The 25,227-nt window shown below is 60.2% G+C and carries 19 protein-coding genes; 11 read left to right on the top strand and 8 right to left on the bottom strand.

The features are described 5' to 3' along the window. Window positions 1-41 precede the first annotated feature (41 nt). Window positions 42-1,955: a sigma-54-dependent Fis family transcriptional regulator gene (locus ABIA48_RS18140; RefSeq protein ID WP_429490354.1), complete on the bottom strand. Its 1,914-nt coding sequence runs from the start codon at window positions 1,953-1,955 to the stop codon at window positions 42-44. Window positions 1,956-2,387: 432 nt separating this feature from the next. Here ABIA48_RS18140 and exaC point away from each other — a divergent pair, with 432 nt between their 5' ends. The 9 genes from exaC to ABIA48_RS18095 all read left to right on the top strand — a co-directional run bounded on the left by exaC (window position 2,388) and on the right by ABIA48_RS18095 (window position 11,969). Next, the gene (gene exaC, locus ABIA48_RS18135) at window positions 2,388-3,908 is read left to right on the top strand and encodes an acetaldehyde dehydrogenase ExaC (RefSeq protein ID WP_277532115.1); all 1,521 of its coding nucleotides are present in this window, start codon (window positions 2,388-2,390) and stop codon (window positions 3,906-3,908) included. Window positions 3,909-4,184: 276 nt separating this feature from the next. Next, the gene (gene eat, locus ABIA48_RS18130; protein ID WP_429490352.1) at window positions 4,185-5,558 is read left to right on the top strand and encodes an ethanolamine permease; all 1,374 of its coding nucleotides are present in this window, start codon (window positions 4,185-4,187) and stop codon (window positions 5,556-5,558) included. Between the two features lie 191 nt (window positions 5,559-5,749). Next, complete coding sequence (locus ABIA48_RS18125; RefSeq protein ID WP_429490350.1) at window positions 5,750-7,144, top strand: ethanolamine ammonia-lyase subunit EutB; 1,395 nt, start codon at window positions 5,750-5,752, stop codon at window positions 7,142-7,144. Next, a complete protein-coding gene (gene eutC, locus ABIA48_RS18120) occupies window positions 7,141-7,974 on the top strand; it encodes an ethanolamine ammonia-lyase subunit EutC (protein ID WP_429490348.1) in 834 nt (277 codons plus the stop codon). Before ABIA48_RS18125 ends, eutC begins: the two co-directional genes overlap by 4 nt. A gap of 114 nt (window positions 7,975-8,088) precedes the next feature. Continuing rightward, window positions 8,089-8,550, top strand: coding sequence for a GNAT family N-acetyltransferase (locus tag ABIA48_RS18115; protein WP_007990572.1), 462 nt, complete (start codon window positions 8,089-8,091; stop codon window positions 8,548-8,550). Between the two features lie 327 nt (window positions 8,551-8,877). Further along, entirely contained in the window at window positions 8,878-9,534 is a 657-nt protein-coding gene (locus tag ABIA48_RS18110) for a DedA family protein (protein WP_429490346.1), read from the top strand. A gap of 4 nt (window positions 9,535-9,538) precedes the next feature. Continuing rightward, on the top strand, window positions 9,539-10,351 hold the full coding sequence (locus ABIA48_RS18105) for a zinc-dependent peptidase (RefSeq protein ID WP_429490344.1): 813 nt from the start codon (window positions 9,539-9,541) through the stop codon (window positions 10,349-10,351). Window positions 10,352-10,464: 113 nt separating this feature from the next. After that, the gene (gene ppa, locus ABIA48_RS18100; protein WP_204933516.1) at window positions 10,465-10,992 is read left to right on the top strand and encodes an inorganic diphosphatase; all 528 of its coding nucleotides are present in this window, start codon (window positions 10,465-10,467) and stop codon (window positions 10,990-10,992) included. Between the two features lie 230 nt (window positions 10,993-11,222). Beyond that, entirely contained in the window at window positions 11,223-11,969 is a 747-nt protein-coding gene (locus tag ABIA48_RS18095; protein ID WP_429490342.1) for a LexA family transcriptional regulator, read from the top strand. A 282-nt stretch (window positions 11,970-12,251) separates the two neighbouring features. Here the strand turns inward: ABIA48_RS18095 and ABIA48_RS18090 are convergent, their stop codons facing one another. The 7 genes from ABIA48_RS18090 to ABIA48_RS18060 form a co-directional block, all read right to left on the bottom strand. After that, window positions 12,252-13,265: a PDDEXK nuclease domain-containing protein gene (locus ABIA48_RS18090; RefSeq protein WP_310061274.1), complete on the bottom strand. Its 1,014-nt coding sequence runs from the start codon at window positions 13,263-13,265 to the stop codon at window positions 12,252-12,254. 252 nt (window positions 13,266-13,517) lie between these two features. Further along, the gene (locus ABIA48_RS18085) at window positions 13,518-14,330 is read right to left on the bottom strand and encodes a YfaP family protein (protein WP_429490340.1); all 813 of its coding nucleotides are present in this window, start codon (window positions 14,328-14,330) and stop codon (window positions 13,518-13,520) included. A gap of 3 nt (window positions 14,331-14,333) precedes the next feature. Further along, window positions 14,334-15,950 carry a DUF2300 domain-containing protein gene (locus ABIA48_RS18080; RefSeq protein ID WP_429490338.1) on the bottom strand — a complete coding sequence of 539 codons (1,617 nt, stop codon included), beginning with the start codon at window positions 15,948-15,950 and terminating at the stop codon, window positions 14,334-14,336. Window position 15,951: 1 nt separating this feature from the next. Further along, window positions 15,952-20,511, bottom strand: coding sequence for an alpha-2-macroglobulin family protein (locus ABIA48_RS18075; protein WP_429490336.1), 4,560 nt, complete (start codon window positions 20,509-20,511; stop codon window positions 15,952-15,954). Next, window positions 20,508-21,146: a DUF1175 family protein gene (locus tag ABIA48_RS18070; protein ID WP_204933522.1), complete on the bottom strand. Its 639-nt coding sequence runs from the start codon at window positions 21,144-21,146 to the stop codon at window positions 20,508-20,510. Before ABIA48_RS18070 ends, ABIA48_RS18075 begins: the two co-directional genes overlap by 4 nt. After that, window positions 21,143-22,855: a DUF2138 domain-containing protein gene (locus ABIA48_RS18065; RefSeq protein ID WP_429490334.1), complete on the bottom strand. Its 1,713-nt coding sequence runs from the start codon at window positions 22,853-22,855 to the stop codon at window positions 21,143-21,145. The genes ABIA48_RS18070 and ABIA48_RS18065 overlap by 4 nt, the downstream gene beginning before the upstream one ends. Before the next feature lie 39 nt (window positions 22,856-22,894). Next, window positions 22,895-23,686, bottom strand: a complete 792-nt coding sequence (locus ABIA48_RS18060; RefSeq protein ID WP_429490332.1) for a YfaP family protein — start codon at window positions 23,684-23,686, stop codon at window positions 22,895-22,897. Window positions 23,687-24,055: 369 nt separating this feature from the next. Between ABIA48_RS18060 and ABIA48_RS18055 the strand changes: the two genes are divergently transcribed. Both ABIA48_RS18055 and ispA read left to right on the top strand, forming a co-directional pair. Further along, the gene (locus tag ABIA48_RS18055) at window positions 24,056-24,298 is read left to right on the top strand and encodes an exodeoxyribonuclease VII small subunit (protein WP_007970180.1); all 243 of its coding nucleotides are present in this window, start codon (window positions 24,056-24,058) and stop codon (window positions 24,296-24,298) included. After that, window positions 24,295-25,182 (top strand): (2E,6E)-farnesyl diphosphate synthase, encoded by an 888-nt coding sequence (gene ispA / locus ABIA48_RS18050; protein ID WP_007984469.1) that lies wholly within the window; start codon window positions 24,295-24,297, stop codon window positions 25,180-25,182. The genes ABIA48_RS18055 and ispA overlap by 4 nt, the downstream gene beginning before the upstream one ends. The last annotated feature ends 45 nt before the right edge of the window (window positions 25,183-25,227 follow it).

Below are 25,227 nucleotides of genomic sequence, written 5' to 3'. Positions count from 1 at the left end.
AATGTGGGAGCGGGCTTGCTCGCGAATGGCCGCGACACGGTTTACCGGGCGATACCGTGCTTACGCAGCTTGCGATACAGGGTATTGCGACTGACCCCAAGCTGCTCCGCCGTATGCGTCATATGCCAGCGCGTCTGCCCCAGCGCCGTGAGCAACGCCAGCCGCTCGGCATCTTCCAGCGGATGCTCCGACACCTCTTCAATCGTCGACACCACCGGCCGCGCCTGTCGAATCATCGCCGGCAAATCTTCCAGACCGATCCGCCCGTCTTCACACAGCGCTGCCAACGTACGCAGCACATTGCGCAATTGCCGCACGTTGCCCGGCCAGGCAAAGCCCAGCAGAGCCTCCCGCGCCGGCCCGTCGATCAACACGGTTTCTCCGCCCGCTTCCTCGGCCAGCAGAAAATCGAGTAACCGGGATTTGTCACTGCGCTCACGCAAGGCCGGCAATGCAACTTCCAGCCCGTTGAGCCGGTAATACAAATCCTCACGGAAGCTGCCGTCCTGCACACGATCCAGCAAGTTGCGGTGAGTGGCACTGATGATCCGCACATTCACCGATTCCGGCTCGCCACCGATCGGCACCACTTGCCGGTCTTCCAGCACCCTCAGCAACCGCGTCTGCAGGGCCAGTGGCATGTCACCGATTTCATCGAGGAACAATGTCCCGCCGTCGGCCTGCTGCAACTTGCCGCGCATGCCTTCCTTGCGCGCACCGGTAAAGCTGCCGCCGCGATAACCAAACAGCTCGCTTTCAATCAGGCTTTCGGGAATGGCCGCGCAGTTGAGGGCGACGAAAGCTTTTTCCGCCCGCTGGCTGGCGTGGTGCACCGCTTTCGCGAAGGCTTCTTTGCCGGAACCGGTTTCGCCATTGATCAGCAACGGCACGTCGCGCTCGTAGACGCGCAAGGCCTTGCGGAAGTCCGCCTGCAACGCCGCATCGTCCAGGCAAATGCCCGACAGGCGCGGTGCTTGTGCAACCGTGGGAGCAGGCACCGCCGGAGTCGGCAGCGGCCGCCGCGCCTCACCGCGCAATACCGCGAACAGCTTGCGACCATCACGGGTGCGCAACGGCCAACTGGCCGCGGCATTAATGCTCGCGCGCCCCAACAACTCATCGAGCGAACAATCGAAAAACGCCTCCACCGGTTTACCCAGCAAGCCGCCGCGAATATGCCCCAGCAGGTTCAGCGCACTTTGATTGACCGCGCAAATGCGCCCTTCGCCATCGAACGCCAGCAACCCTTCGCTGAACAAGCCGACGGACTCGGCCTGCAAGTGAAAACGCAGCAACCATTGGTTGTCGAAGCAGCGCAGGAAGTAGCAGCTCTCGATCATCTTCGCCGACAGGTTGACCAGCGCCATGGTGTGGAACTGACTTTGCCGCGACGCATCACGCCGCGCCGACGACACGTCGAGCACCGCCAGCAATTCGCCATGGGGATCGAAGACCGGGCTCGCCGAGCAGGTCAGGCCGGTGTGGCGGCCGCGAAAGTGTTCGTCCTGATGGATGGTCAGCGACTGACGCTCCACCAGGCAGGTGCCGATGCCGTTGGTACCTTCGCAGGCCTCGCTCCAGTCGGCGCCGAGCCAGAGCCCGGCACGTTCGAAAATCTGCCGTTCGGCGGGCGCGGTGACGCAGTTGAGGATCACGCCGCGGGCGTCGGTCAGCAAGACCGCATGGCCGGCGCCGGAGAGTTGCTGGTGCAGGCTGGTCATTTCATTGCCGGCGATGTGCAGCACTTGCTGCAAGCGTTCGCGGCTTTCGAGGACACGGCCATGTTCCAGCACCGTCGGTGCGATGCTCAGGGCCGGATCGAGGTGATAGTCCTCAAGGCAGCGCAGCCAGGAACGGGCGATGGACGGATCGCTGCCGGGGCCGTGCAGGTGGGCCTTGCCCTGGGTCACGGTCAATACTTGCTGGGCATGGCGACTCAAGTGGTTGTCGTGCATTTCTTATTATTCTCCCAGAAAGATCTGGCTCGCCTCCATGTAGCAGCTGCCGCAGGCTGCGTTCGGGCGCGGAGCGGTCGTAAACCTGTGTCCCGGATTGCATTGCCGAACCGAAGCGAGTGCTTCGCCCTCGAACGCAGCCTTCGGCAGATGCTACATGTGCATTGCGTTATGTGATGCCGAGCATCCTCCAGCCCGGCCCGCATTGCAATGCCGGCAAGACCGCTCGGTCACACACCGTGCCAAAAACGGTACAAAGTGTCACGGGGAGCCGTACCGAAAGCGTCACAGGTGCCACCCGGCCGTCCGACAAAAACTACGCAAGGCCTTGATTTGCCTGACATGCACGGCACTGGCCCGGCCCTTGCTCTACGCTTAAAGCAAGCGCACATGCGCGACTCCCTATAAGCACAAAAGCAAGGAGAGACCACCATGCGTTACGCTCACCCCGGTACTGAAGGCGCTATCGTTTCGTTCAAGAGCAAATACGGTAACTACATCGGCGGCGAGTTCGTCGCGCCTGTCAAAGGTCAGTACTTCACCAATACCTCGCCAGTAAATGGCCAACCGATTGCCGAATTCCCCCGTTCCACGGCCGAAGACATCGACAAGGCCCTGGACGCCGCCCACGCCGCTGCCGATGCATGGGGTGCCACCTCCGCCCAGGCGCGCTCGCTGGTGCTGCTGAAAATCGCCGACCGCATCGAGCAGAATCTGGAAACCCTGGCAATCACCGAGTCCTGGGACAACGGCAAGGCCGTGCGTGAAACCCTCAACGCCGACATCCCGCTGGCCGCCGACCACTTCCGCTACTTCGCCGGTTGCCTGCGTGCCCAGGAAGGCAGCGCTGCCGAAATCGACGGCAACACCGTGGCTTATCACATCCATGAACCGCTGGGCGTGGTCGGGCAGATCATCCCGTGGAACTTCCCGATCCTGATGGCCGCCTGGAAACTCGCTCCGGCTCTGGCGGCCGGTAACTGTGTGGTCCTCAAGCCTGCCGAACAAACCCCGCTGGGCATTACCGTGCTGGTCGAACTGATCGGCGACCTGCTGCCACCGGGCGTGCTGAACATCGTGCAAGGCTTCGGCAAAGAAGCCGGCGAAGCGCTGGCCACCAGCAAGCGCATTGCCAAGATTGCCTTCACCGGCTCGACCCCGGTCGGCTCGCACATCATGAAATGCGCGGCGGAAAACATCATTCCGTCCACCGTGGAGCTGGGTGGCAAGTCGCCGAACATCTTCTTCGAAGACATCATGAAGGCCGAACCGTCCTTCATCGAGAAAGCCGCCGAAGGCCTGGTGCTGGCGTTCTTCAACCAGGGCGAAGTCTGCACCTGCCCTTCCCGTGCCCTGGTGCAGGAGTCGATCTACGACGAATTCATGCAAGTGGTGATGAAGAAGGTCCTGCAAATCAAACGTGGCGACCCGCTGGACACCGAGACCATGGTCGGCGCCCAGGCGTCCGAGCAGCAATTCGACAAAATCCTTTCGTACCTGGAAATTGCCAAGGGCGAAGGCGCCGAACTGCTGACCGGCGGCAAGGTGGAAAAACTCGAGGGCAACCTGGCGAGCGGGTATTACATCCAGCCGACCCTGCTCAAAGGCACCAACAAAATGCGCGTGTTCCAGGAAGAAATCTTCGGCCCGGTGGTGAGCATCACCACCTTCAAGGACGAAGCCGAAGCCCTGGCCATCGCCAACGACACCGAGTTCGGCCTGGGTGCCGGCCTCTGGACCCGCGACATCAACCGCGCCTACCGCATGGGCCGTGCCATCAAGGCCGGTCGCGTGTGGACCAACTGCTACCACCTGTACCCGGCGCACGCCGCGTTCGGCGGGTACAAGAAGTCCGGCGTCGGCCGTGAAACCCACAAGATGATGCTCGACCACTATCAGCAGACCAAAAACCTGCTGGTGAGCTACGACATCAATCCGTTGGGCTTCTTCTAAAAGACCGGGGCGACACAGGTGTTTCTGTGTCGCCCTTTCTACCGCCTTCGCGAGCAAGCCCGCTCCCACATTGGATTTGTGCTCATTTGAGCAATGTGGAGCGAACCAAGTCCTCTGTGGGAGCGGGCTTGCTCGCGAAAGCGTCATTGATAACACACGACACCCAAAGCCTGGCCGCTCTGGCACGGGCCTTGCGTACCCGTTATTCAGCGTTCCACCCAAACCTTCGTACCCGAAAGTCCAAAAGATCGAAGAATAAAAAAATAGAGAGGACTTATGACTACTTCTTCCACACAGCTCAAACCCACACTCGGCACCCTGCATTTATGGGGGATTGCTGTCGGCCTGGTGATCTCCGGCGAGTATTTCGGCTGGAGTTACGGCTGGGGCACCGCAGGCACGCTGGGTTTTCTCGTCACCGCACTGATGGTGGCGACGATGTACACCTGCTTCATCTTCAGCTTCACTGAACTGACGACTGCGATTCCCCACGCTGGCGGGCCATTTGCCTACAGCCGCCGGGCCTTTGGTGAAAAAGGCGGGTTGATCGCCGGCATCGCCACCCTGATCGAATTCGTCTTTGCACCACCGGCCATCGCCATGGCCATCGGCGCCTACCTCAACGTGCAATACCCGGAACTGGACCCGAAGATCGCCGCCGTTGGCGCCTATTTCGTGTTCATGGGCTTGAACATCCTCGGCGTCAGCATCGCGGCCACCTTCGAACTTGTGGTCACCGTGCTGGCCGTCGCTGAACTGCTGGTGTTCATGGGCGTGGTCGCACCGGGCTTCAGCTTTAGCAACTTTGTGCTCAATGGCTGGTCAGGCGCCAACGAATTCACGATGGCTTCGATTCCCGGCATTTTCGCCGCCATTCCCTTCGCAATCTGGTTCTTTCTCGCCATCGAAGGCGCAGCCATGGCCGCCGAAGAAGCCAAGGACCCGAAACGCACCATCCCCAAGGCCTACGTCAGCGGCATTCTGACCCTGGTGTTCCTGGCCATCGGCGTGATGGTGATGGCGGGCGGCGTTGGCGACTGGCGTCAACTGTCGAACATCAACGATCCGCTGCCCCAGGCGATGAAAGCCGTGGTTGGCAATAATTCGACCTGGATGCACATGCTGGTATGGATCGGCCTGTTCGGCCTGGTGGCGAGTTTCCACGGAATCATTCTTGGCTATTCCCGGCAGTTCTTCGCCCTGGCTCGCGCCGGTTACCTGCCCAAAGGCCTGGCCAAACTTTCGCGTTTCCAGACGCCACACCGGGCCATTCTGGCCGGCGGTGTGATCGGCATTGCGGCGATCTACAGCGATGGCCTGGTCAACCTGCAAGGCATGACCCTGACGGCGGCAATGATCACCATGTCGGTATTCGGCGCCATCGTGATGTACATCATCAGTATGCTGAGCCTGTTCAAACTGCGTAAAACCGAGCCGAACCTGGAACGCACCTTCCGCGCCCCGGGGTATCCGATCGTGCCGGGGATCGCACTGTTTCTGGCAGTGGTGTGCCTGGTGGCAATGGCGTGGTTCAACACCTTGATCGGCCTGATTTTCCTCGGTTTCATGGTTGCCGGTTACCTGTATTTCCAGCTGACCGCCAAGCAACGTTCCGAGGCACCGGCAGACGCTATGCTCGAAGGTATATGAAATGCACCGGCGCCGGGCCCACTGCCCGGCGCCTGCATTATTGAAGTGCACACAATTCCCGTGTGGGAGCGGGCTTGCTCGCGAAGGCGTCGTGTCGGTCGACATTTATTTTGAATGACACACCGTATTCGCGAGCAAGCCCGCTCCCACAGGAAAAGCAGATTGCAGTATTTTTTGGAGGACACCGCCCCATGGCTGCATTCGCCCATACCGTCGGCGCCCGGACCTATCGCTTCGACAGCCTCAAGGAAGTGATGGCCAAGGCCAGTCCGGCGCGCTCCGGGGATTTTCTGGCCGGCGTTGCGGCCCTTAATGATGGCGAGCGCGTGGCCGCTCAAATGACCCTGGCCGACATCCCGCTCACCCACTTCCTGCAGGAAGTGTTGATCCCCTATGAGTCCGATGAAGTCACCCGACTGATCATCGACACCCATGACAAACAAGCCTTCGCGGTCGTCAGTCACCTCACCGTCGGCGGTTTTCGCGACTGGCTGCTCAGTGACGCGGCCGACGAACACAGCCTGCGCGCGCTGGCTCCCGGCCTGACTCCGGAAATGGTCGCCGCCGTGTCGAAGATCATGCGCGTGCAGGATCTGGTACTGGTGGCGCAGAAGATCCGCGTGGTCACGAAGTTTCGCGGTACCCTGGGGCTGCGCGGGCGCCTGTCCACGCGCCTGCAACCCAACCACCCCACCGACGAGCCGGCCGGCATTGCCGCAAGCATTCTCGACGGCCTGCTGCACGGCAACGGCGATGCAATGATCGGCATCAACCCGGCCACCGACAGCATCGCCTCGATCTGCGCCATGCTGGAAATGCTCGACGCGATCATCCAGCGCTATGAGATTCCGACCCAGGCGTGCGTGCTGACCCACGTCACCACCTCGATTGAAGCGGTCAATCGCGGCGTGCCGCTGGACCTGGTGTTCCAGTCGATTGCCGGCACCGAGGCGGCCAACGCCAGTTTCGGCATCAACCTCAACCTATTGCAGGAAGGTTACGACGCAGGATTGAGCCTCAATCGCGGCACACTCGGGCAAAACCTGATGTATTTCGAAACCGGCCAGGGCAGCGCGCTGTCGGCCAACGCCCATCACGGCGTCGATCAACAAACCTGCGAAACCCGCGCCTACGCCGTGGCACGACATTTCAAACCGTTTCTGGTCAACACCGTCGTCGGCTTCATCGGCCCGGAATACCTGTACAACGGCAAACAGATCATCCGCGCCGGCCTCGAAGACCACTTCTGCGGCAAGCTTTTGGGTGTGCCCATGGGCTGCGACATCTGCTACACCAACCACGCCGAAGCCGACCAGGACGACATGGACACCCTGCTGACCCTGCTGGGCGTGGCGGGGATCAACTTCATCATGGGTATCCCGGGCTCCGACGACATCATGCTCAACTACCAGACCACTTCGTTCCACGACGCGCTCTATGCCCGCCAGACTCTGGGCCTGAAGCCTGCACCGGAGTTCGAACAATGGCTGGCGAAAATGGGCATTTTCACTCAAGCGGACGGCCGGATTCTCTTCGGCGACAGCCTGCCGCCAGCCTTTCGGCAGGCCTTGGCGCAATTGGGATGAGCAATGACATGGATAAACTACCCTTCGATCCCCACAACCCATGGCTGGAACTACGGCGTCTGACCCCAGCGCGGATTGCCTTGGGCCGAACCGGCACCAGCATTCCCACCCACGCACAACTGGACTTCCAGTACGCCCATGCTCAGGCGCGGGATGCGGTGCATCTGCCATTCGATCATGCAGCACTCAACTCGCAATTGGCCGAACGCGGACGCGAAAGCCTGTTGCTGCACAGCGCGGCGACGGATCGCAACATGTACCTGCAACGCCCCGACCTGGGGCGAAAACTCAGTGATGCATCGGCGCAGACCCTGCGTGATTACGCGGCGACCCATCCGGGTGGCGTGGATCTGGTGATTGTGGTCGCCGACGGCCTGTCGGCACTGGCCGTCCATCGCCACACCCTGCCGTTTCTGGCGCGCTTCGAAGAGCAAATGGCAGACGACTGGACCATCGCGCCCGTCATACTCGTGGAACAGGGCCGGGTGGCGGTCGCCGACGAGATCGGTGAGTTACTTGGCGCAAAAATGACCGTGATCCTCATCGGCGAACGCCCTGGCCTCAGTTCCCCGGACAGCCTGGGTTTATATTTCACCTACAATCCAAAGGTCGGCCTGACGGATGCCTGGCGCAATTGCATCTCCAATGTCCGGCTCGAAGGGCTGAGCTACAGCATGGCGGCACACCGTTTGCTGTATTTAATGCGCGAAGCCTGCCGGCGGCAGTTGTCAGGGGTCAATCTGAAGGACGAGGCGCAGATTCAGACACTGGAGTCAGACGCGGGAACTGACATGAAAGGTAATTTCCTGCTCGGCCCGCCGAGTGCCTGAACCGCTTGCGCATTGCACATTCGTACCAGTTTCAGGCAGGATCGTGGCGCGGCCGCCAAGGGTTTCCCATCGCCGTCAGAGACGTAAGACAGCCACTTGAAGACGAGACCTACCATGCGGATTATTCAAGCGACCCTCGAACACCTGGACCTGCTGACCCCATTGTTCGTCAAATATCGCGAGTTTTATGGTTCCCTGCCGTATCCGGACTCGTCCCGGGCGTTCCTCGAGAAACGTCTGCGTCGCAAGGAATCGGTGATCTACCTGGCGCTATCCGATGACGACAGCAACAAACTGATGGGCTTCTGCCAGTTGTATCCAAGCTTTTCATCGCTTTCACTCAAACGCGTGTGGATCCTCAACGACATCTATGTCGCCGAAGACGCCCGCCGTCAGTTGGTGGCCGATAACCTGATCCGCACCGCAAAAAAAATGGCCAAGGAAACCAATGCCGTGCGCATGCGTGTTTCCACCAGCAGCAACAACGAAGTCGCGCAGAAAACCTACGAGTCCATCGGATTCAAGGAAGACACCGAATTCAAGAACTATGTGCTGCCGATCAGCGACGAACTGTAAGGTTGCAGCAGCGGGACGAGCCTCTGTGGCGAGGGGGCTTGCCCCCGTTCGGCTGCGAAGCAGTCGCAATCGCTAGCCTGGGGAATCGGCATAAGTGATATTAGGGCTGCTTCGCAACCCAACGGGGGCAAGCCCCCTCGCCACAATATTTTGCGCCACGGTAAAAAACCACGACATCCCTCGCTACAATCTCGACGCGATTTTCACCTCTCGCCTCGTATAATCCCGATCTTCCCGGCTTGTAAGAAAAACTACCCTTATCTGTAGTCTTACTCAAAGTCATCCGCACAGGCCTGCTGAGTCGGGCCATTACCACAGGTGCTTTCCATGGATTTCAACCCAATCGACATTGTCCTGCATCTCGACGTCTACCTCGACATGCTTGTAACCAACTACGGGGCATGGATCTACGCCATTCTGTTTATGGTGATCTTCTGTGAAACCGGCCTGGTGGTTACACCCTTCCTGCCGGGCGACTCGCTGCTGTTCATCGCCGGTGCCGTGGCGGCCGGTGGCGGCATGGACCCGGTACTGCTTGGCGGTCTGCTGATGCTGGCGGCGATTCTGGGTGATAGCACCAACTACATCATTGGACGAACGGCGGGTGAAAAACTGTTCAGCAATCCGGACTCGAAGATCTTCCGTCGTGATTACCTGCAACAAACCCACGATTTCTACGACAAACATGGCGGCAAAACCGTGACCCTGGCGCGTTTCCTGCCCATCATCCGCACCTTTGCACCATTCGTCGCCGGTGTGGGGAAAATGCCGTATCCGCGTTTCTTTGCCTTCAGTGTCTTCGGCACTGTCCTGTGGGTCGGCGGTCTGGTGACGCTCGGCTATTTCTTCGGCAACGTGCCGTTCATCAAGAAGAACCTGTCGCTTCTGGTAGTCGGCATCATCCTGGTGTCGCTGCTGCCAATGATCATAAGCATCGTGCGTAACCGCCTGGCGGGTTCGAGCTCCAAAGCCGAATCGCGCTGACACGATGTGGTCCCTGAGCGCCTGGCGTCGCCGGCGCATCCTGGCCAGGCACCCGATTGCCGATGACATGTGGCAACGGGTGCGCCATCACCTGAGTTTTCTCGATGGCATCAGCGCCGCCGAAGACCAATGGCTGCGCGAAGCCTGCGTACTGTTCCTCGAAGACAAGCACCTGACTGCCCTGCCCGGTGTCGAACTGCATCAGGAACAACGCCTGTTGCTCGCCGCCCAGGCGCAACTACCGCTGCTGCACCTCGGCGACCTGAACTGGTATCAGGGCTTCCACGAAATCATTCTCTATCCCGACGACTTCCTCAGCCCCCAGCGCCATCGCGATGCCAGCGGCGTCGAACACGAATGGGACGGTGAACACAGCGGTGAGGCCTGGCAGCAAGGCCCGATCATCCTCGCCTGGCCCGGCGTAATGTCCAGCGGTGGCTGGGAGGGCTACAACCTGGTGATCCACGAACTGGCGCACAAACTCGACATGCTCAACGGTGATGCCAACGGCCTGCCGCCGCTGCACCCTGACATGCGGGTCAGCGAATGGGCCAGCGTCATGCAAGCGGCCTACGAAGACCTCAACCGGCAACTGGACCGCAATCCCGATGCCGAAACCGCCATCGACCCGTACGCCGCGGAAAACCCCGGCGAATTCTTCGCCGTCACCAGCGAATACTTCTTCAGCGCCCCGGATTTGCTGCACGAGGCTTATCCACAGGTGTACCAGCAGTTGAAGCTGTTCTATCGCCAGGACCCGCTGGCGAGGTTGAAGCAACTTCAGGCGCAAGACCCTGTCTATCAGGCACACCAGTGAGCGCCATACGACTTCTGGTACATGGCGTCGATCCAGGAATATGCCTATAATCGCCGCCACTTTTTGGCCAATCCGGCCAAGTGTTTTTGGTCAACTAACGGGGGCAACGCCCAATGAGCTACAGCAAGATTCCGGCTGGCAAAGACCTGCCGAACGACATCTACGTCGCGATCGAGATTCCGGCCAACCACGCGCCGATCAAATACGAAATCGACAAAGACAGCGATTGCCTGTTCGTTGACCGTTTCATGGCCACCCCAATGTTCTACCCGGCCAACTACGGTTACATCCCGAACACCCTGGCTGACGACGGTGATCCCCTCGACGTGCTGGTTGTAACCCCTTACCCGGTTGCTCCAGGTTCGGTGATCCGCGCGCGTCCAGTCGGCATCCTGAACATGACCGACGACGGCGGCGGCGATGCCAAAGTCATCGCAGTCCCACACGACAAGCTGTCCCAGCTGTACGTCGATGTGAAGGAATACACCGATCTGCCAGCGCTGCTGATCCAGCAGATCGAGCACTTCTTCGCGAACTACAAAGATCTCGAAAAAGGCAAATGGGTGAAAATTGAAGGCTGGGACGGTGCAGACGCCGCCCGCGAAGCGATCACCAAGTCGGTTGCTGCCTATAAAGGCTAAGAGCAGCTGCAAGCTTTTAGCGGCAAGCGGCAAGAAAAACCCCGGGCGATCCGGGGTTTTTTGTGGGCGTTTGGAAAGCACCACTTAAACATTGTGTTTAAAGAACCTCTGGTTTGGTTTTTTCTTGTTTAATTTTCGCCGTTTACGTCTTACATCAAGTCTTAAATTTCCCTCGAATTTGAACAGCTCGTTTATTCAAAGCCTTATTCCGCCTCCGTAGACTCGTGTTTATGAAAAAGAACACTAGCGGCCCACGCTTTCGAGCGCTCCTTCGACTTGCCAACATCACGACATCAGGTTTTGCCGAATTTTTGAACACGGCGCCGCAAAATGTCCATAACTGGTACACCCGCGGTGTGCCCGCCCACTGCATGGAAGAAGTCGCCATGCGACTCTCCGTGAACAGTGAATGGCTGAAAACCGGTGAAGGTCCGAAAGACGCCAGACACCTGCGCCTGCTCGACGAGACTGGCAACACTTTCGACGCCCAGGCCATCCGCGGTGTCTACACGGTCATCGAGCCCACCGACGTCGAATTGCCCCTTTTCAAAGAAACCGCCACGGCCCCAGGCTCCAACAAAACCCACGTCGTCGAAGATCCTGGCCAATCCATCCGATTGCCCCGCAGCCACCTCGACTCCCTGGAAATCAACCACGCCGACGCCATCTGCGCCCATATGATTGGCAACAGCATGGCCGAGAAAATTGAAGACGGTTCAATGCTCGCCATTGATCGCGGACTAACGCAAATTATCGATGGCGAAATCTATGCAATCGAGCACGACGGCATGTTACGAATCAAATACCTGCATCGAGTCCCCGGTAACGCGTTGCGCATGCGCAGCCACAACAGCGCCGAGCACCCGGACGAAATCTTCAGGGCTGCACAAATCGAGGAACAGAACATCCGAGTATTGGGTTGGGTGTTCTGGTGGTCGACGCTGAACAAGCGCAGGCCGGAAGTACCATTTCTGTAGTGATCCAGATCACCGTAATACCTTTACCCCGCACACCAAGCTGGGAATTCTTCAAAAAAATCAGTATGCTGCGCCCCACATTTGCGCATCGACCCGCCCCGCGGCTCAGATCGCACCGACAAGGCAGATGATTTTCTCGCCGAGTCCCACAGCCGGACGCAAGATCCGGATGTACGTTTTGAAGGCTGGCGCGGTTTACCAAAAATGATCCAAGCCAGTCCCCGAGAAGCCGGCCACAAGCCGGCTTTTTAATGCCTCAAAGAAAGTGATCAACGACAACAATCACTCAATTTCTTCAGTGTTCAGCGCATAAAACTCCTGCAACTTGGCTTGCAACAGTTTCTTGTCTGGTAATTGGGTGTGGTACTCCGCGATCAAGGCCGGAGACAGCGAGCGGTTCAGGGCGTACTCGACGATTTCGTCCTCTTTGCACGCACATAACAATACGCCGAGTGCCGGATTTTCGTGCGGCTTGCGGACATTGCGGTCCAACGCTTCAAGATAAAAATCCATCTTCCCCAAATATTCCGGTTCAAAGCGCCCAACCTTGAGTTCAATCGCCACCAGGCAGTTCAGCCCACGGTGGAAAAACAACAGATCCAGCGCAAAGTCACGCCCACCTACCTGCAAGGGATACTGCGAACCAACAAAGCAGAAGTCCCTGCCCAGTTCGATCAGAAAGTCCCTGAGCTTGTGCAGCAGACCTCCATGCAAATCCGTCTCTGCATGACCACGCTCCAACGCCAGAAACTCGACCACGTAGGCGTCCTTGAACACGTCCAGGGCCTGGGGATGAATTTGTCGCAGCGGTGCTGATACTTTTGCCGGGCTGACCACCGAGCGTTCAAACAGTGCAGCCTTGAACTGACGCTCAAGCTCCCGGCTTGACCATTTTTCCTGGATCGCCATGCGCAGGTAAAACTCACGTTCCTCCGGGCGTTTGCTCTGGTTGAGGATGATCATGTTGTGTGTCCAAGGCAATTGTCTCAGCAGTGCTGAGACTTTTACGTCATGCCTGTACGCTTCGAAAAATTGACGCATACGAAACAAGTTAGGCCGGGTAAAGCCCCGCAGTCCGGGCTGAGTATGAGCGAGGTGAGTGGCCAATTGAGCCACCACCCCATCACCCCACTCCGCCGCTTCAATTTTGCGACTGATGTAGGCTCCAACCTGCCAGTGCAGTTCAATCAGCTCTGTGTTGACCGCCTGCATGGCGCGATGTCGCGCGGTCACAATCAGTTGGGTAATTTCGCTGAAAGCTGAGTCGAGGGAAGTATTGCTACTGAGATCATTCACGGCGGGGCATTTCCATGTCAGTGGGCGAGTCCTTTCAAGTACTCCGGATATCGACGCAGGAACACTCACAATGTATGTCTGCATGAAACAACGCTGACGAGCCTTCATCCCGCTCATAGAACACTTGCCAGGCCAAAACGGCCGATGCCAAATCCACCCCGTCCAAACACCGCTATCTTTACCCCGGAAGAAGCCCTGCCGGGCGGACTTCGCTTTCAAGCTCAACGGCCCCCTACGGTATGGTGCCAAGGATCACGGATAGCTGAACGACTTCACCAACGTCAACTCCCCCACCGCCCGCATCGGCACCAGAAACGTCTCCATCTTCTCGCTCGGCGTGCCCTCTTCGGTAATCACCGTCACCTGTGCCGTGGTCAGCGCTTGTACAGCGTCTTCCTGCCCCTCTTCATCACTGCTGTAGCCGCCGCCGAAGTAGTTCACATAGACCAGATATTGCCCCTTGATCGGCGCGGGCATGGCGAAGATTTCCGGGCCGTAGCCGGTGGTGACGTCGACGTCGAGCGCCGCGCCGTTGGGGGCGACGCGGTCGCCGTACCAGATGTGCGCGCCGTCAGGGGTGATCAGGTGCAGGTCGAGGTCGGTGTTGTCGCTGTCCCACGACAGTAATACGCGCAATTTGGCCGGGGTCGCACCGCCGCTGCGGTTGAGCAATTGTGTGCGATGACGTTGTTGGCCATCAGGGCTGCGCACTTCGACACTGTTGCTGCCGTTGGGGAATGAGAACGGGCGATCGAAGCGGCCGGCCGGGTCGACTTTCAGCGGCATGCTCACCCCGTTGACGATCAGCCGGCCGGGTTCTGCGGATTTGGCTGTGGCTTTGATCTGGCCGCTGATGCGTGCCGTGTTGGCCTGCCCTGTCGGGGTGTTCACCGAGGAGGCCGGGTAGTTGACGGTCTGCCGGAAGTTTTCCCCTTCGCCTTCAGCCGCGCCGGTGCGCCAGCCACCTGCAGGGGTGTCGAGTTTGACGCTGTCCAAAGCCATCGCCCACGGCAATGCCGTCAGCGAAAGGAGAAACAGCAAGACCTGTGGATAACGGAGTTTCATGGCCTATTCCAGCAAGAGGTGGCGGGCGAGCCCTTCGATGTAGGTTTCATCCTGGCCGTTGGGGTGTGCTTCGAAGGCCAGGTGCAGGTATTCGTGGGTCAGGTCGAGACGGTCTTGCAGCGTCTGCGCGCCGCGCACGTAGATACGCTGGCGTTCGCGGTCGACATAGGGGCGACCGAAGGCCAGGCGGCATACGGCGAAGGTGCTGACCTCGTTGTAGCCGACCTCGCTTTCCAACCGCGCACGCCAGCCGCGTCGTTGTTTCTGCAGCCAGTCTTGCGCGACGGGCAACGCTTCGCAGGACGCGACCGGGTTGTCCCAGCGACTGAGACTGGCGCGTGGGTAGGCGTGCAGCAGGATAGCGTCGTAGCGCTGGCCGGCACGGGCCTGTTCGACGGCTTGCTGCCAGGACATTTTGTCCGGGCCGGGTTGATCGGAATGGTAGGTGACGGTGCTGCCAGCCAGAATCAGGTCGCCGGTCCACGCGGCAATGTCGCGAGACTCGGGCGACGCCGGACGTGGTGCGACCCGCTGACGGCTGCTGCTGTCGTCGATGCTCAGGCAGTCACCACTGCGCGTGGCGTTTTGCAGCAGGTACGTGCGGATGGCCACGGCCAGGGCTTTGGCGGCCTCGACCGGTTCTGCACTGGCTTCGCGCTGGAGCACACGGGCGACGTACTCTTCGCGATCGAGACGAGCCACAAGCTTGTCGTTCAGCAGAAATACTTCGCCGTCGCTGTGAATATCCAGCGCATTACCATTGGCGAATTCGACGCGGTAGTCACCCCGTAACGCCCCGGAGGACACCACACGACCCTCTGACAGCACGCGCTTGAGTGGATAGCGGGAAAACAGGCCGACCTCTACACATTTCCCTGCATCCGCAGGCCATGCAACAGAAATCACCGTAGACAATGCCTGCGCGTAATCACGCAGTACCCGCTGACTGGTGCCCCGTCCTCCGGCCCAGATCGGTGTACCGTCCGCCGTCCAGCCGGCAAACCCGCCTTGGCGCGACGCGGCATCCTGATCCGCTGACCAGCTCCAGGTCTTCACGCGCAGACGGCTACCGAGTTCGCCGACGACGTTGCCATCGGCGGCATTAATTACAACGTCGAGCAGCACACGCCGGGCCTGATCCTGCGCCGGCAACACGGCCAACACCTTCAACAGTTCTGCCACCGAAACCCGTGTAGCCGGTTGCAACGACGGTAAATCCAGCAGCCATTGCGGTGCTTGATGCGCCTGCCAATACGCCCGCCAACCTGCATCGCTGATGCCCAGCCGCGCGGGTTCGAAATACAAACCGCATGACTTCACCAACGCCTGATCACGCTCGATCCTGCCGCCCGCCGTGCAGCAATAAACCTCTTCCTTCGACTGGCCGCGACATTCATAAGCCGGCTCACGTGCGCCGGTATCGACCAGCCAGGCGTAGACGAACAACTTCCACACACTGCCCAGCGGCGTCTGCAACGTCGGCGGCAACGGCTCGCGGGCGATCACCTGCGTTCGGCTCAGCGACGACAAATCGCCGTTGAAAGCCAGGCGCAGCGGTTCGTCCTGCGCCGTTGCCAGCACAGGAATCAAACACAGCAGCCACCCCAGCAGCCTGTGCACGTCAGTGAACCGTGACCTGGCCAAGGGCTGCCTTTTGTTCCAGTGCCTGATGCTGCGGCGCATAAACCTGAGTGAAACGCACCGGCGGCAAGTTGAATTGCCCCTTCTGCGAGAAACGCACCAAATGCCGCAGACGCAATTCGCCGCTCAAGGCATCGACCGGAATGGCATAAGCCATTTGCCCCGGTTCGAAACGGGCCTTCTCCAGCGCCGTCGGCTCGGTGCCGGCCTTGCCCATGAGCTTGATGCCCCAGGTGGTGCGCTCGACATCGGCGCCGGGGGGCAACGGCACTTCAAGCATGCCGTAGCGCAACGGTCTGGCGGCTTTACTGGTGATGATCACTTCGTCGAGATAGAGGTTGTCGCTCGAAAGCGGCGCGTTACCGACCGCTTCGAGTTTGAAGATGAAGGCTTCATCCCCCGGCACCAGTCGCGACAGACGACGGGTGATGGTCACGGCCATCGGATCGACCACCGGCTGCTGGCTGCGGTAGCTCAACGCAGCGCGCAGCGGACGCTCTTGCGCGCCGGTCAGCGTCAATACCGTCGGCACTGGCGCAGGCCCCTGCCACGTCCAATACATCTCGCCAGAAACCCCGTACTGTTTCTTCCAGCCTTCACCCGGCGCCAATGCAATAGTGGGCGATGCCTGCTCGATACTGCGTTGCAGCCAGATCAACGCCAGCGCCCGTTCCAGTGTCGATTGCTGTGGCAGCAAGCGTTGCAGCAAGGCCTGGGCGTGAGCCTGATCGAAGGGTTGCAACGACAGGTTCAGCGCTTCGGCAAACGGCTGGGAACTGACGGCCAGTCGTTGCTGCGCGTCGGCCAGTTGCCGATTGAACGCGTCCGGCAAAACGACCTTCGATTGCCTGGCCAGCGATGCCGTCAGCACTCGTGCAGCAGCCAGCCCCAAGACTGAATCCGGATCGCTCATGATGAGGCTGTCTTCGCCGTCCTCCATCAGGTTCGCGGCAGCGCCCTCGCCTGCTTTCGCCAGGTCTTCCAGCAAGCCACTGAGCAAGGTGTTGACCGGCAACTGCATCTGTTTGGCGAACGACAGAATCAGCGCCCGCTGCAACAGCGGTGTGTTATTCGCCTGTTTGGCGTAGACCTCCAGCACCCGCTGCCAATGCTCTGGCGGCAGGCTCAGTTCCAGCACCCGGCTGGCGTGCCAGTCGGCGTAATAGGCGTAAGCGGTGAGGAACGCATCCGGCTCGCCGTCCATGCCCCACCAAGTGAAACACGCCGAAGGACCGGCCATTTGCACCAGGCGCAGGCGACTGTTTTGCATGATCAGGCGCAAGCGATCGCGGATCTGCGGATTCGCCGCCAGCGTCGGGTAGGCGATGCTCAACGGCAACAGACGACTGGCGGTCTGTTCGACGCCGCCGTAGGGGTAGCTCAACAGATCGTCGAGTGCAGAACGGAACAACGCTTGTGGACTGTCGTCCAGACGCAGGCGGATATCGCTGGCGTCTGTCGGCAATGTCAGCGGCGTATCGCCCTCAGCCACATCAAGGCTCCGGGTTTGAGTCACCTGCCAGCCTTCACCGGTCGCGCTCAGGCGCACCGCCAGGGCGTCAGCGGTTTTGCCGTCCTGCACCAGCTCGGCGCTCCACTCGCCATTGACCAGTTCAATGGTTGGCAACGGAATGTAGTTGATGCCGCTGTTCAGGGTCACAGGCACGCGCTGTTCGTTGCCGGCGTAACGGGTCACCAGTTCGGCCTTGACCGGTTTCTCGGCCTGACTGAAGGCGAACACACCGAGGTCCGGTTTGTCGCGAGCGCGGAATCGGGTCGGGCCGCTCCACTTCAGGTACAGCGGTTTTTCCGAGCGCACGAATTGCTTCTTCTGCCCGACCTGACCGTCATCGGCGATGGCCCTGGCGGTGATGCGCCAGCGGGTCAGGGAGTCGGGCATCTTGAAGGTGAAACGGGTTTTGCCGTTGGCGTCAGTCAGCAATTCAGGTTGCCAGGCAGCCGTGTCGACATCCTCGCGACGCGGCCGCTCCAGCACTTTCACGCCGCGCTCGCTGCGATTGGCTTTGCCTGGTGCACCAGGGCTGCCCGGCAAGGCAACGTCATAACTGATGAACGACAAACTGGCGCTGGTGCGCACATTGTTGCGTCGCGGGTGATAGAAGAACTGGTCGATGCTCGGCGCGACCTCAGGTTGCAAGGCGTAGACCATTTCATCGACCACGCTGACCGTCAGATGCGCGGGAATCGGCTTGCCGGCGAACCGGGTACTCAGGTCCACCGAGACGGTTTCACCCGGCTGGTAGGCTTCTTTATCGGTGACGATGGCCACGTCGATCTGTGGCGTGATCACCTTGATGCCGGCGTTCTGGAAACTGTACTGGCCGCCCTTGGTGTACAGCACCGAGAAGGTCAGGTTCGGCGCGAAACCGTCCTTCACCGGAATGCGCGCGCGGTATTGGGTATCGCTGAGTTTTTCCATCTTCAGCCAGTCGCCGCCTCTGGAAAGTAACGCGGTGGTTTCGACCTTGTCGCGCTCCAGAGATAGCAGCGCATCGCTCACGGGTTCCGGGAAAGTGATCAGCGCCAGCGCTTCATCGCCTGCGATGTATTCGGGCTTGTCGAGGACGATTTCCACGGTGCCGGGTACGGCTTTGACACCTTCACCGGTGACCGAATGCCCAGTGGCGCCGACCACGCGACCGTGGTCATCCTTGAGCGTCAGGTTGTAGGTGCCCGGCCGGTCGAAGGCCAGTGTGAAGCTTTTGTCGGTTGCCGTGAGTTTGCCTTCGCCGGTGCTCTGGTCTTCCAGACGTACCCAGCCGTAGCTGCCTGGCGTAACGACGTCGGCCTGCTCGCCTTCGCGGGCGTAGCTGAACGCAACCTTTTCACCCACCGCGCTGAAGCGCCGGGGCGCGCTCAAACGGAAATTCGCCGCACCGCGGTCGATAAGGATTTCCTTGGTGGTTTTCACGCGATACGCCGCGCCGTCGCTGGCGAACACGGTGAGCATGTAGCGACTCGGTTTGTCGGCGGCCGGCAATTCGAGGGACGCGCTGCCCTTGGCGTCGGTGGTCAGTTCGGTACTGGTCAGCTCCACCGGGAATTGCCCGAGGTATTGCAGTTCGTTGTCGACCATCGACAGCTGTTGGGCGCGCAGGCTCAGGCTCAATTTCGCATTGGCCACCGGTTTGCCGTCCGGGTACAGCAGCACCAGATTACCCTTGACCGGCTCGCCCGTGCGGTAATCCTGCCTGGCCAGATTGAGCGAAATTTCGAAGTGCGGCTTGATGTATTCGGCGACGCGGAAGGCGCTGCTGTAAGCCTGCTCCTTGTAGTTGAAACGCAGTTCATAACCACCGGCCACGGCGTTGTCCGGCAACTGGAACCGGCCTTGGGTGCCGGCCTTTGAGTCGAGTTTCAGATTAAGGGATTGCAGTGCCGTGCCAGTCGCATCCAGCACAGTCACGTTGACGTCGGCAGCGCTTGGCTGCACCGAGTCCCGGGCATTCTTGAATTCGCGTCCGACGATTTTCAGCGACACCCAATCCCCCGGCCGATACAGCGGCCGATCGGTGAAGGCATAGAGTTTGGTGTCGTAGATTTCGCTGTCGTAGTAGAAGTTTTCCGAGACGAACACTCCGCCCTCTTCGTCCTCGCCGATCACGAACGAACGCTCGGGGCTGACGTGTTTCAGGCGCAGCAAGCCGTCGCTATCCGTGGCGCCGCTACTCATTACGCCGAGGCCATCGGTCCACAACACATTGACCTTCGGCACCGGGCTGCCTTCGTGTTTGCGTGCAGCCCACACCAGCAATTCGTCACCGGCAATCTTGCTCACCGCCACGGTGTTGGAGACGAACACCATGGTGGTCGCGCGGTACTTGCCGATCAGTGCTTCCACCAGATAAAGACCCGGTTTGAGATTGCCCAACGGGATGTACACGTTGCCCGGCGCAACGCTGACGAACTCGCTGGAAGACCCGGCCAGATTCACCCCTGTCGGTGGCTGGATCGGCTTGGCCTGCCACAACGGATAACGGAACTGGCTGACCACCGGCAGACCCGGTATCAGCGCGAATTGCGGCTGCGCATCGTAGGGCGTTGGCGCGGCCATCGCATTGCCCATCTTCAGTTCCGGCACTTCCTCGGTGACTTGTTTACGCGACTCGTAGGAAAACGCCCGCTGCATCACCCGACGGGATTTGCGATACCAGTTGTCCCACAGGTACGCGAGGGTGTTGGACAGGCCTTCACCCTTGAACTGACCATCGCTGACCACCCGATGCAGGTTCTTCTGGCGCTTGAGGAAATCCAGCGGTTTGTCGATGCGATACACCCGGATATCGGCGCCGCCGTAGGGTTCCATGCGAAACCGGCGATAGTCGCGACCCGGTGCTTCGAGGCGCACCATCGCCTGTTCATCGCTGGCAAAACTGCTGTCGGCCAGCAGGAAAAAACTCTCGCCGGCCACTGGCGCATAGCCGCTGGACGGGACCGAATCTTCGGCGTTGACCGCCGAGAAAGGCAACACCAATACCAACATCAAAGACAGAAAACGCAGCATGCGGACACCGGTCATTGGGAGAGAAAATTCAGTCGATAGACGCCGATGAAGTTGGGGTTGGCTGCGTCGGGTATCCATCGGGTGTCCTTCCATGTCATGAGTTGCTGCAGGCTTGCCGAACGCATGCCGTTGTCGGTGGGTGTGGTGGTGCCGGTGTGATAGGCGATGTAGCGGCCCATCCAGATCATCAGGTGCTGGTCGTCGCCCTGATCGAAAAACATCAGGTCGCCCGGTCGCGCCTGTGACACATCGCGGCTGACCAGGTGGCTGTTGAACTGGATCAATTTGATCGCATTGACGTAGGGCCCGACCTTGCCGCCGCCCTGTTGCCACTGCTGGGCAAGACCGCGCTGGGCATCGCTCAACGGCAGCTCCGGCGGCAGGTAACGATTGGACAGGCCATTGCTGCGCAGCCATTTGTCGTCATGGACTTTCAGCGCTTCATTGGCGGCGAAGCGCACCAGTCCGGCGCAATCCTGCTGATACCAGCGCGGGCTCGGGCCCTGGCTCAATTGTTCCTGGGCGATGCGCACGAACCAGGCGCGGAACACCTGGGATTGCTGCGGGTCGAGCGGCGGTGTCTCGACAGCGCGGGCGCCCGTGCTCAGCAACAACGCCAACAGGCCGAGACTGCGGATCAATGCTGTCACAGCGCTTTCCACTCCAGCGGCAGCCACTGCCAGTGGCCGTCGGGCTCGCTGCCTTCGGGCAAGGTCAGGGCATATTTGCCGTAGCCGCCGAGCTTGCGAAGTTTCGGGATCAGGTAGGTTTGCGCAGCGTTGTAGAACACCGGTTCCATGTCCTGGGGCAGGCTGTCGAGGGTTTCCTGCTGCATCAGTTGCGCCATGGAGTCCGGGCCGAAATAGACCGGCATCAACAGGTCTTTGGGCACCACGTCGGCCATCGGCGGGAAGCGTTTATCGAGGGTGCCGAGGGCCTTGTCCACCAGCTTGTCGTCGAGGGAAAACAGCAGCGTTGAACCATGGCGCGCCAGGCTGACTTTCATGAACGCCTTGCCGCTGATGGCGTCAGGGTCTACAGCCTCCTTGGCCGCATAGGGACCGAAACTGGAACTGACCTGACGTTGCCACTGGTGGCTTCGGCCTTCCTGTTTTTCCACCACCGGGAAGGCACCGTCTTCGACGTTGTTCTCGTAGGCGCCGACCATCGAGCCGAACAGGTTGCCCAAATCCCCATCGAGTTTGCCGCTGTCGTCATCGTTGAGGCTGGCCACCAGCAAGGGTGTGTACAACCGCGAATCGGCATACCAGCACAGGCCCGCCGCGCCAGCCATGTGCTCCGTCAGCGCCTGGGCCACCTTCTCTTCGGCACCGAGTTTCACCAGCAGCGGTTTCTGTTGTTCGGCAGCCAGCGGCAACGCCACGCAAGCGCTGGCCCCCATGGGCATGGCTTGCCAGATCGGTTTGAAATCGAAGTCCGGCTGATTTTCCAGTTCATCCATGGCCAGAAAGCTGCGCCAGCCCGTGTCGTCCATGTCAAAGCGCAGACCGACAAAGTTCGGAATGAAACGCTGGTACCCCATGGCCAGCACACTGGCGTTCACCGACAGGCGTTGCTTCACCTGCGGCACACGCGGTGGCAGGCCGAAGGCTTCGGGGAACAGTTGGTCGCCATTGAGCAGGGCTGCGATGGCTTGGGTCGAAACGCTGCCGCTTTCCTGTGCAGCACCACTTTGCGGGTCGTAGAGTTTCGCCGGATTGGACAGCACCACCAGTTTGTCGCCATGGGACGCAAACAGCAGCGCCTTGCTCGCGTTGTAACTGAGTTGATAGAGCGTCACGTCGTCGGTACCGACTTTCACGTCAGCGACTTTGCTCAATTGCGAGTCGTCCAGCGCCACTTTGGCCAGCGGTTCCAGCACCTTGGCCAACCCGCCGCGATCCATCACCAGCAGGAAATCCTTGAGCCGCCCATCCGCCCCGCGCCACAACGCTACGTCGGCAGGCTGATCGAACAGTTGCTCGATCAGGGTGTCCTGCCACTTCAGGTCATGTTCGTAGATGATCCGCCGCAGACTGCCGATCAAACCCAGGCGATCGGCGTGGGTTTCGTAATAGAAGACGAAATCTTCGGTCAGGGTTTCCTTGAGGAACGGCACTGCCAGCAGGTCCTTGGGCAATTGGCTCAGGGAACGGGTTTCCAGCAGGCCATCGGGCCGGCTCATCCCGAGCTTGTCGCTGGCCAGCACGATGACGGGGGCCCTGGACTTATGCATGAACCACCCCAGGCCACCCGCCACACCCGCCACCAGACACAACCCGGCCAGCAGCGCCGGCCAACGCCGGGAAGGTTTGGCCACGGGTGCGTTGGCGGCCGGGGAAACGGTGTTTTCACTCATGTTCACAAAACCCGATGTTCATCCGTGGAGCGGGGATGCTTAGTAGTTGAAAGTCTTGACCAGCAGCAGGTCGCCGATTGCGCGCAGGGGCACGATGAACGTTTCGCGCTTTTCATCGACGGTGTTTTCGTTGAGCACCAGGTTGATCTGCGAGGTAATCACCTCATTCTGGTTGCCGGTCTCATCGAAGTTATAGCCGCCGCTGCCGAAGTTGCCCCAATAGTTCACGTAAACCAGATAGGTGCCGTGCAGCGGTGCGGTCATGGTGAACATTTCCGGACCCGGGCCATCGACGCCGTCAGGGTCGAGGCCGCCACCGTTGGTCAAGGCCGAGTGCGCCCAGAAGGCATGCTGGCCGTCCGGCGTGATGATGTGCAGGTCGAGTTCGGCCTTCGGATCGTCCCAACCCAGCACCACGCGAATCCTTGCCGGTGTGCGCAGGTTGTTGGCTTCATAGAATTGCACACGCTTGAGGGACTGACCTTCGGCGCTGCGGATTTCGACGCTGTTGGAGCCGGCACCAAACGCATACGGCCGGGCGAAGCGCCCTTGCTCATCGGTGTAGAGGTTCAGCGGATTGCCGTTGACCGCCAAGGTGTGCGGTCCGCGTTGAGTGCCGAGGGCCTTGAGCTCGCCTTCGATCATCGTGCGATTGCGCTGTACGCCTCGGTCAATCGGCGGCGTGGGATAGGCGACTTGCGGGGTTTCACTGCGGTCCGGCAAACCGTTGTAACGCCAGCCACCCACCGGCTCCGACAACTCGGCACCCGGCGCGGCCAGAATCACCGGCGCGATAGCCAACCCGACCAGCAGCAAAAGAAACGAGCGCATGTGACGCCTCCTGCCATGCATGACGAAACCTTGCGCCTGATCCTCGGCGCGTTACAGATGTGGATACTGCGTTTCGTCTGAAAGACCCGTGATCGTTGGGTCGTAGATGGCGCGAAGGTTAGCCAGTTGGTTATTTTTTAACAATCGGATGGCTCTGAAATTGCGGTGAGAATCACGGAAGCGGGAACGGTGAGCCGAATAGCGATGTTATTCGGCTCATAAAGTGAGCCGAATAGTCCTCAGTACACTTGAGGACCACTAACTTTGTGGCTCGCCGCAAATCACAGCTCCAATCACCCCGCTCATTTGCCCATGAACCCCCTATCTGCTAGTGTCGCGCCGGTTTAACGTCAACCGGAAATCGCCGCCATGGCCCGCAAAAAAGCTGCACTGGATTTCGAACAGTCCCTCGCCGACCTGCAAACGCTGGTGGAGCGTCTGGAGAATGGCGAATTGTCGCTGGAAGACTCGCTGGCCGCTTTCGAGCAAGGCATCGGTCTGACCCGCGATTGCCAGGCGGCGCTGGCCCAGGCCGAACAAAAGGTTCAGGTGCTGCTCGAGCGTGATGGCGAGTTGGCCGAGGAACCCTTCGACGCGGATCAGCCAGAATGATTGCAGCGTACTCGGCAACCAGCCAGGCCCGCGTCAATGCGGCCCTGGAAACCCTGTTCACGGCACCGAGCCCAGAGCTGGCGCGGCTGTACGAGGCCATGCGCTACAGCGTAATGAATGGCGGCAAACGCGTGCGCCCACTGTTGGCCTACGCCGCGTGCGAAGCGTTGGGCGGCAAACCCGAGCAAGCCAACGGCGCGGCCTGTGCGGTGGAACTGATCCACGCCTACTCGCTGGTGCATGACGACTTGCCGGCCATGGACGATGACGATCTGCGTCGCGGCCAGCCAACCACCCACAAGAAATTCGATGAAGCCTGCGCGATCCTCGCCGGCGACGGCTTGCAGAGCCTGGCCTTCAGCGCCCTGCTCGACCCACGCCTGAGCACTTCGGAGGCCGAAATCCGCCTGCAAATGGTCAGCGCCCTGGCACTGGCGGCAGGCCCGGCGGGCATGGTCGGCGGTCAGGCCATCGACCTCGGTTCGGTCGGCCTGAAGCTCGACCAGAAAGCCCTGGAATACATGCATCGGCACAAGACCGGCGCGTTGATCGAGGTCAGCGTTAAACTCGGCGCATTGGCCAGCGGCCGTGCCGAGAAGGACGAACTCAAGTCCCTGCAGACTTATGCACAGGCCATCGGCCTGGCATTCCAGGTCCAGGACGACATTCTCGACGTCGAAAGCGATACCGAAACCCTCGGCAAACGCCAGGGCGCCGACATTGCCCGGGACAAACCGACCTACCCGGCCCTGCTCGGCCTCGACGCCGCCAAGGCCTATGCCCTGGAGTTGCGCGACCAGGCCCTGCATGCACTGCGACCGTTTGACGCGGCGGCCGAGCCGTTGCGTGATCTGGCCCGGTATATCGTCGATCGCCGCAGTTGACGGCGTATCCGCCAAAAAAAACCAACGCGTGGGCAGGGGACGAAG

The organism is Pseudomonas sp. S30_BP2TU TE3576 (assembly GCF_050436025.1).
In the GTDB taxonomy this organism is placed as follows: domain Bacteria; phylum Pseudomonadota; class Gammaproteobacteria; order Pseudomonadales; family Pseudomonadaceae; genus Aquipseudomonas.
This window is presented reverse-complemented; position numbering and strand designations above follow the sequence as displayed.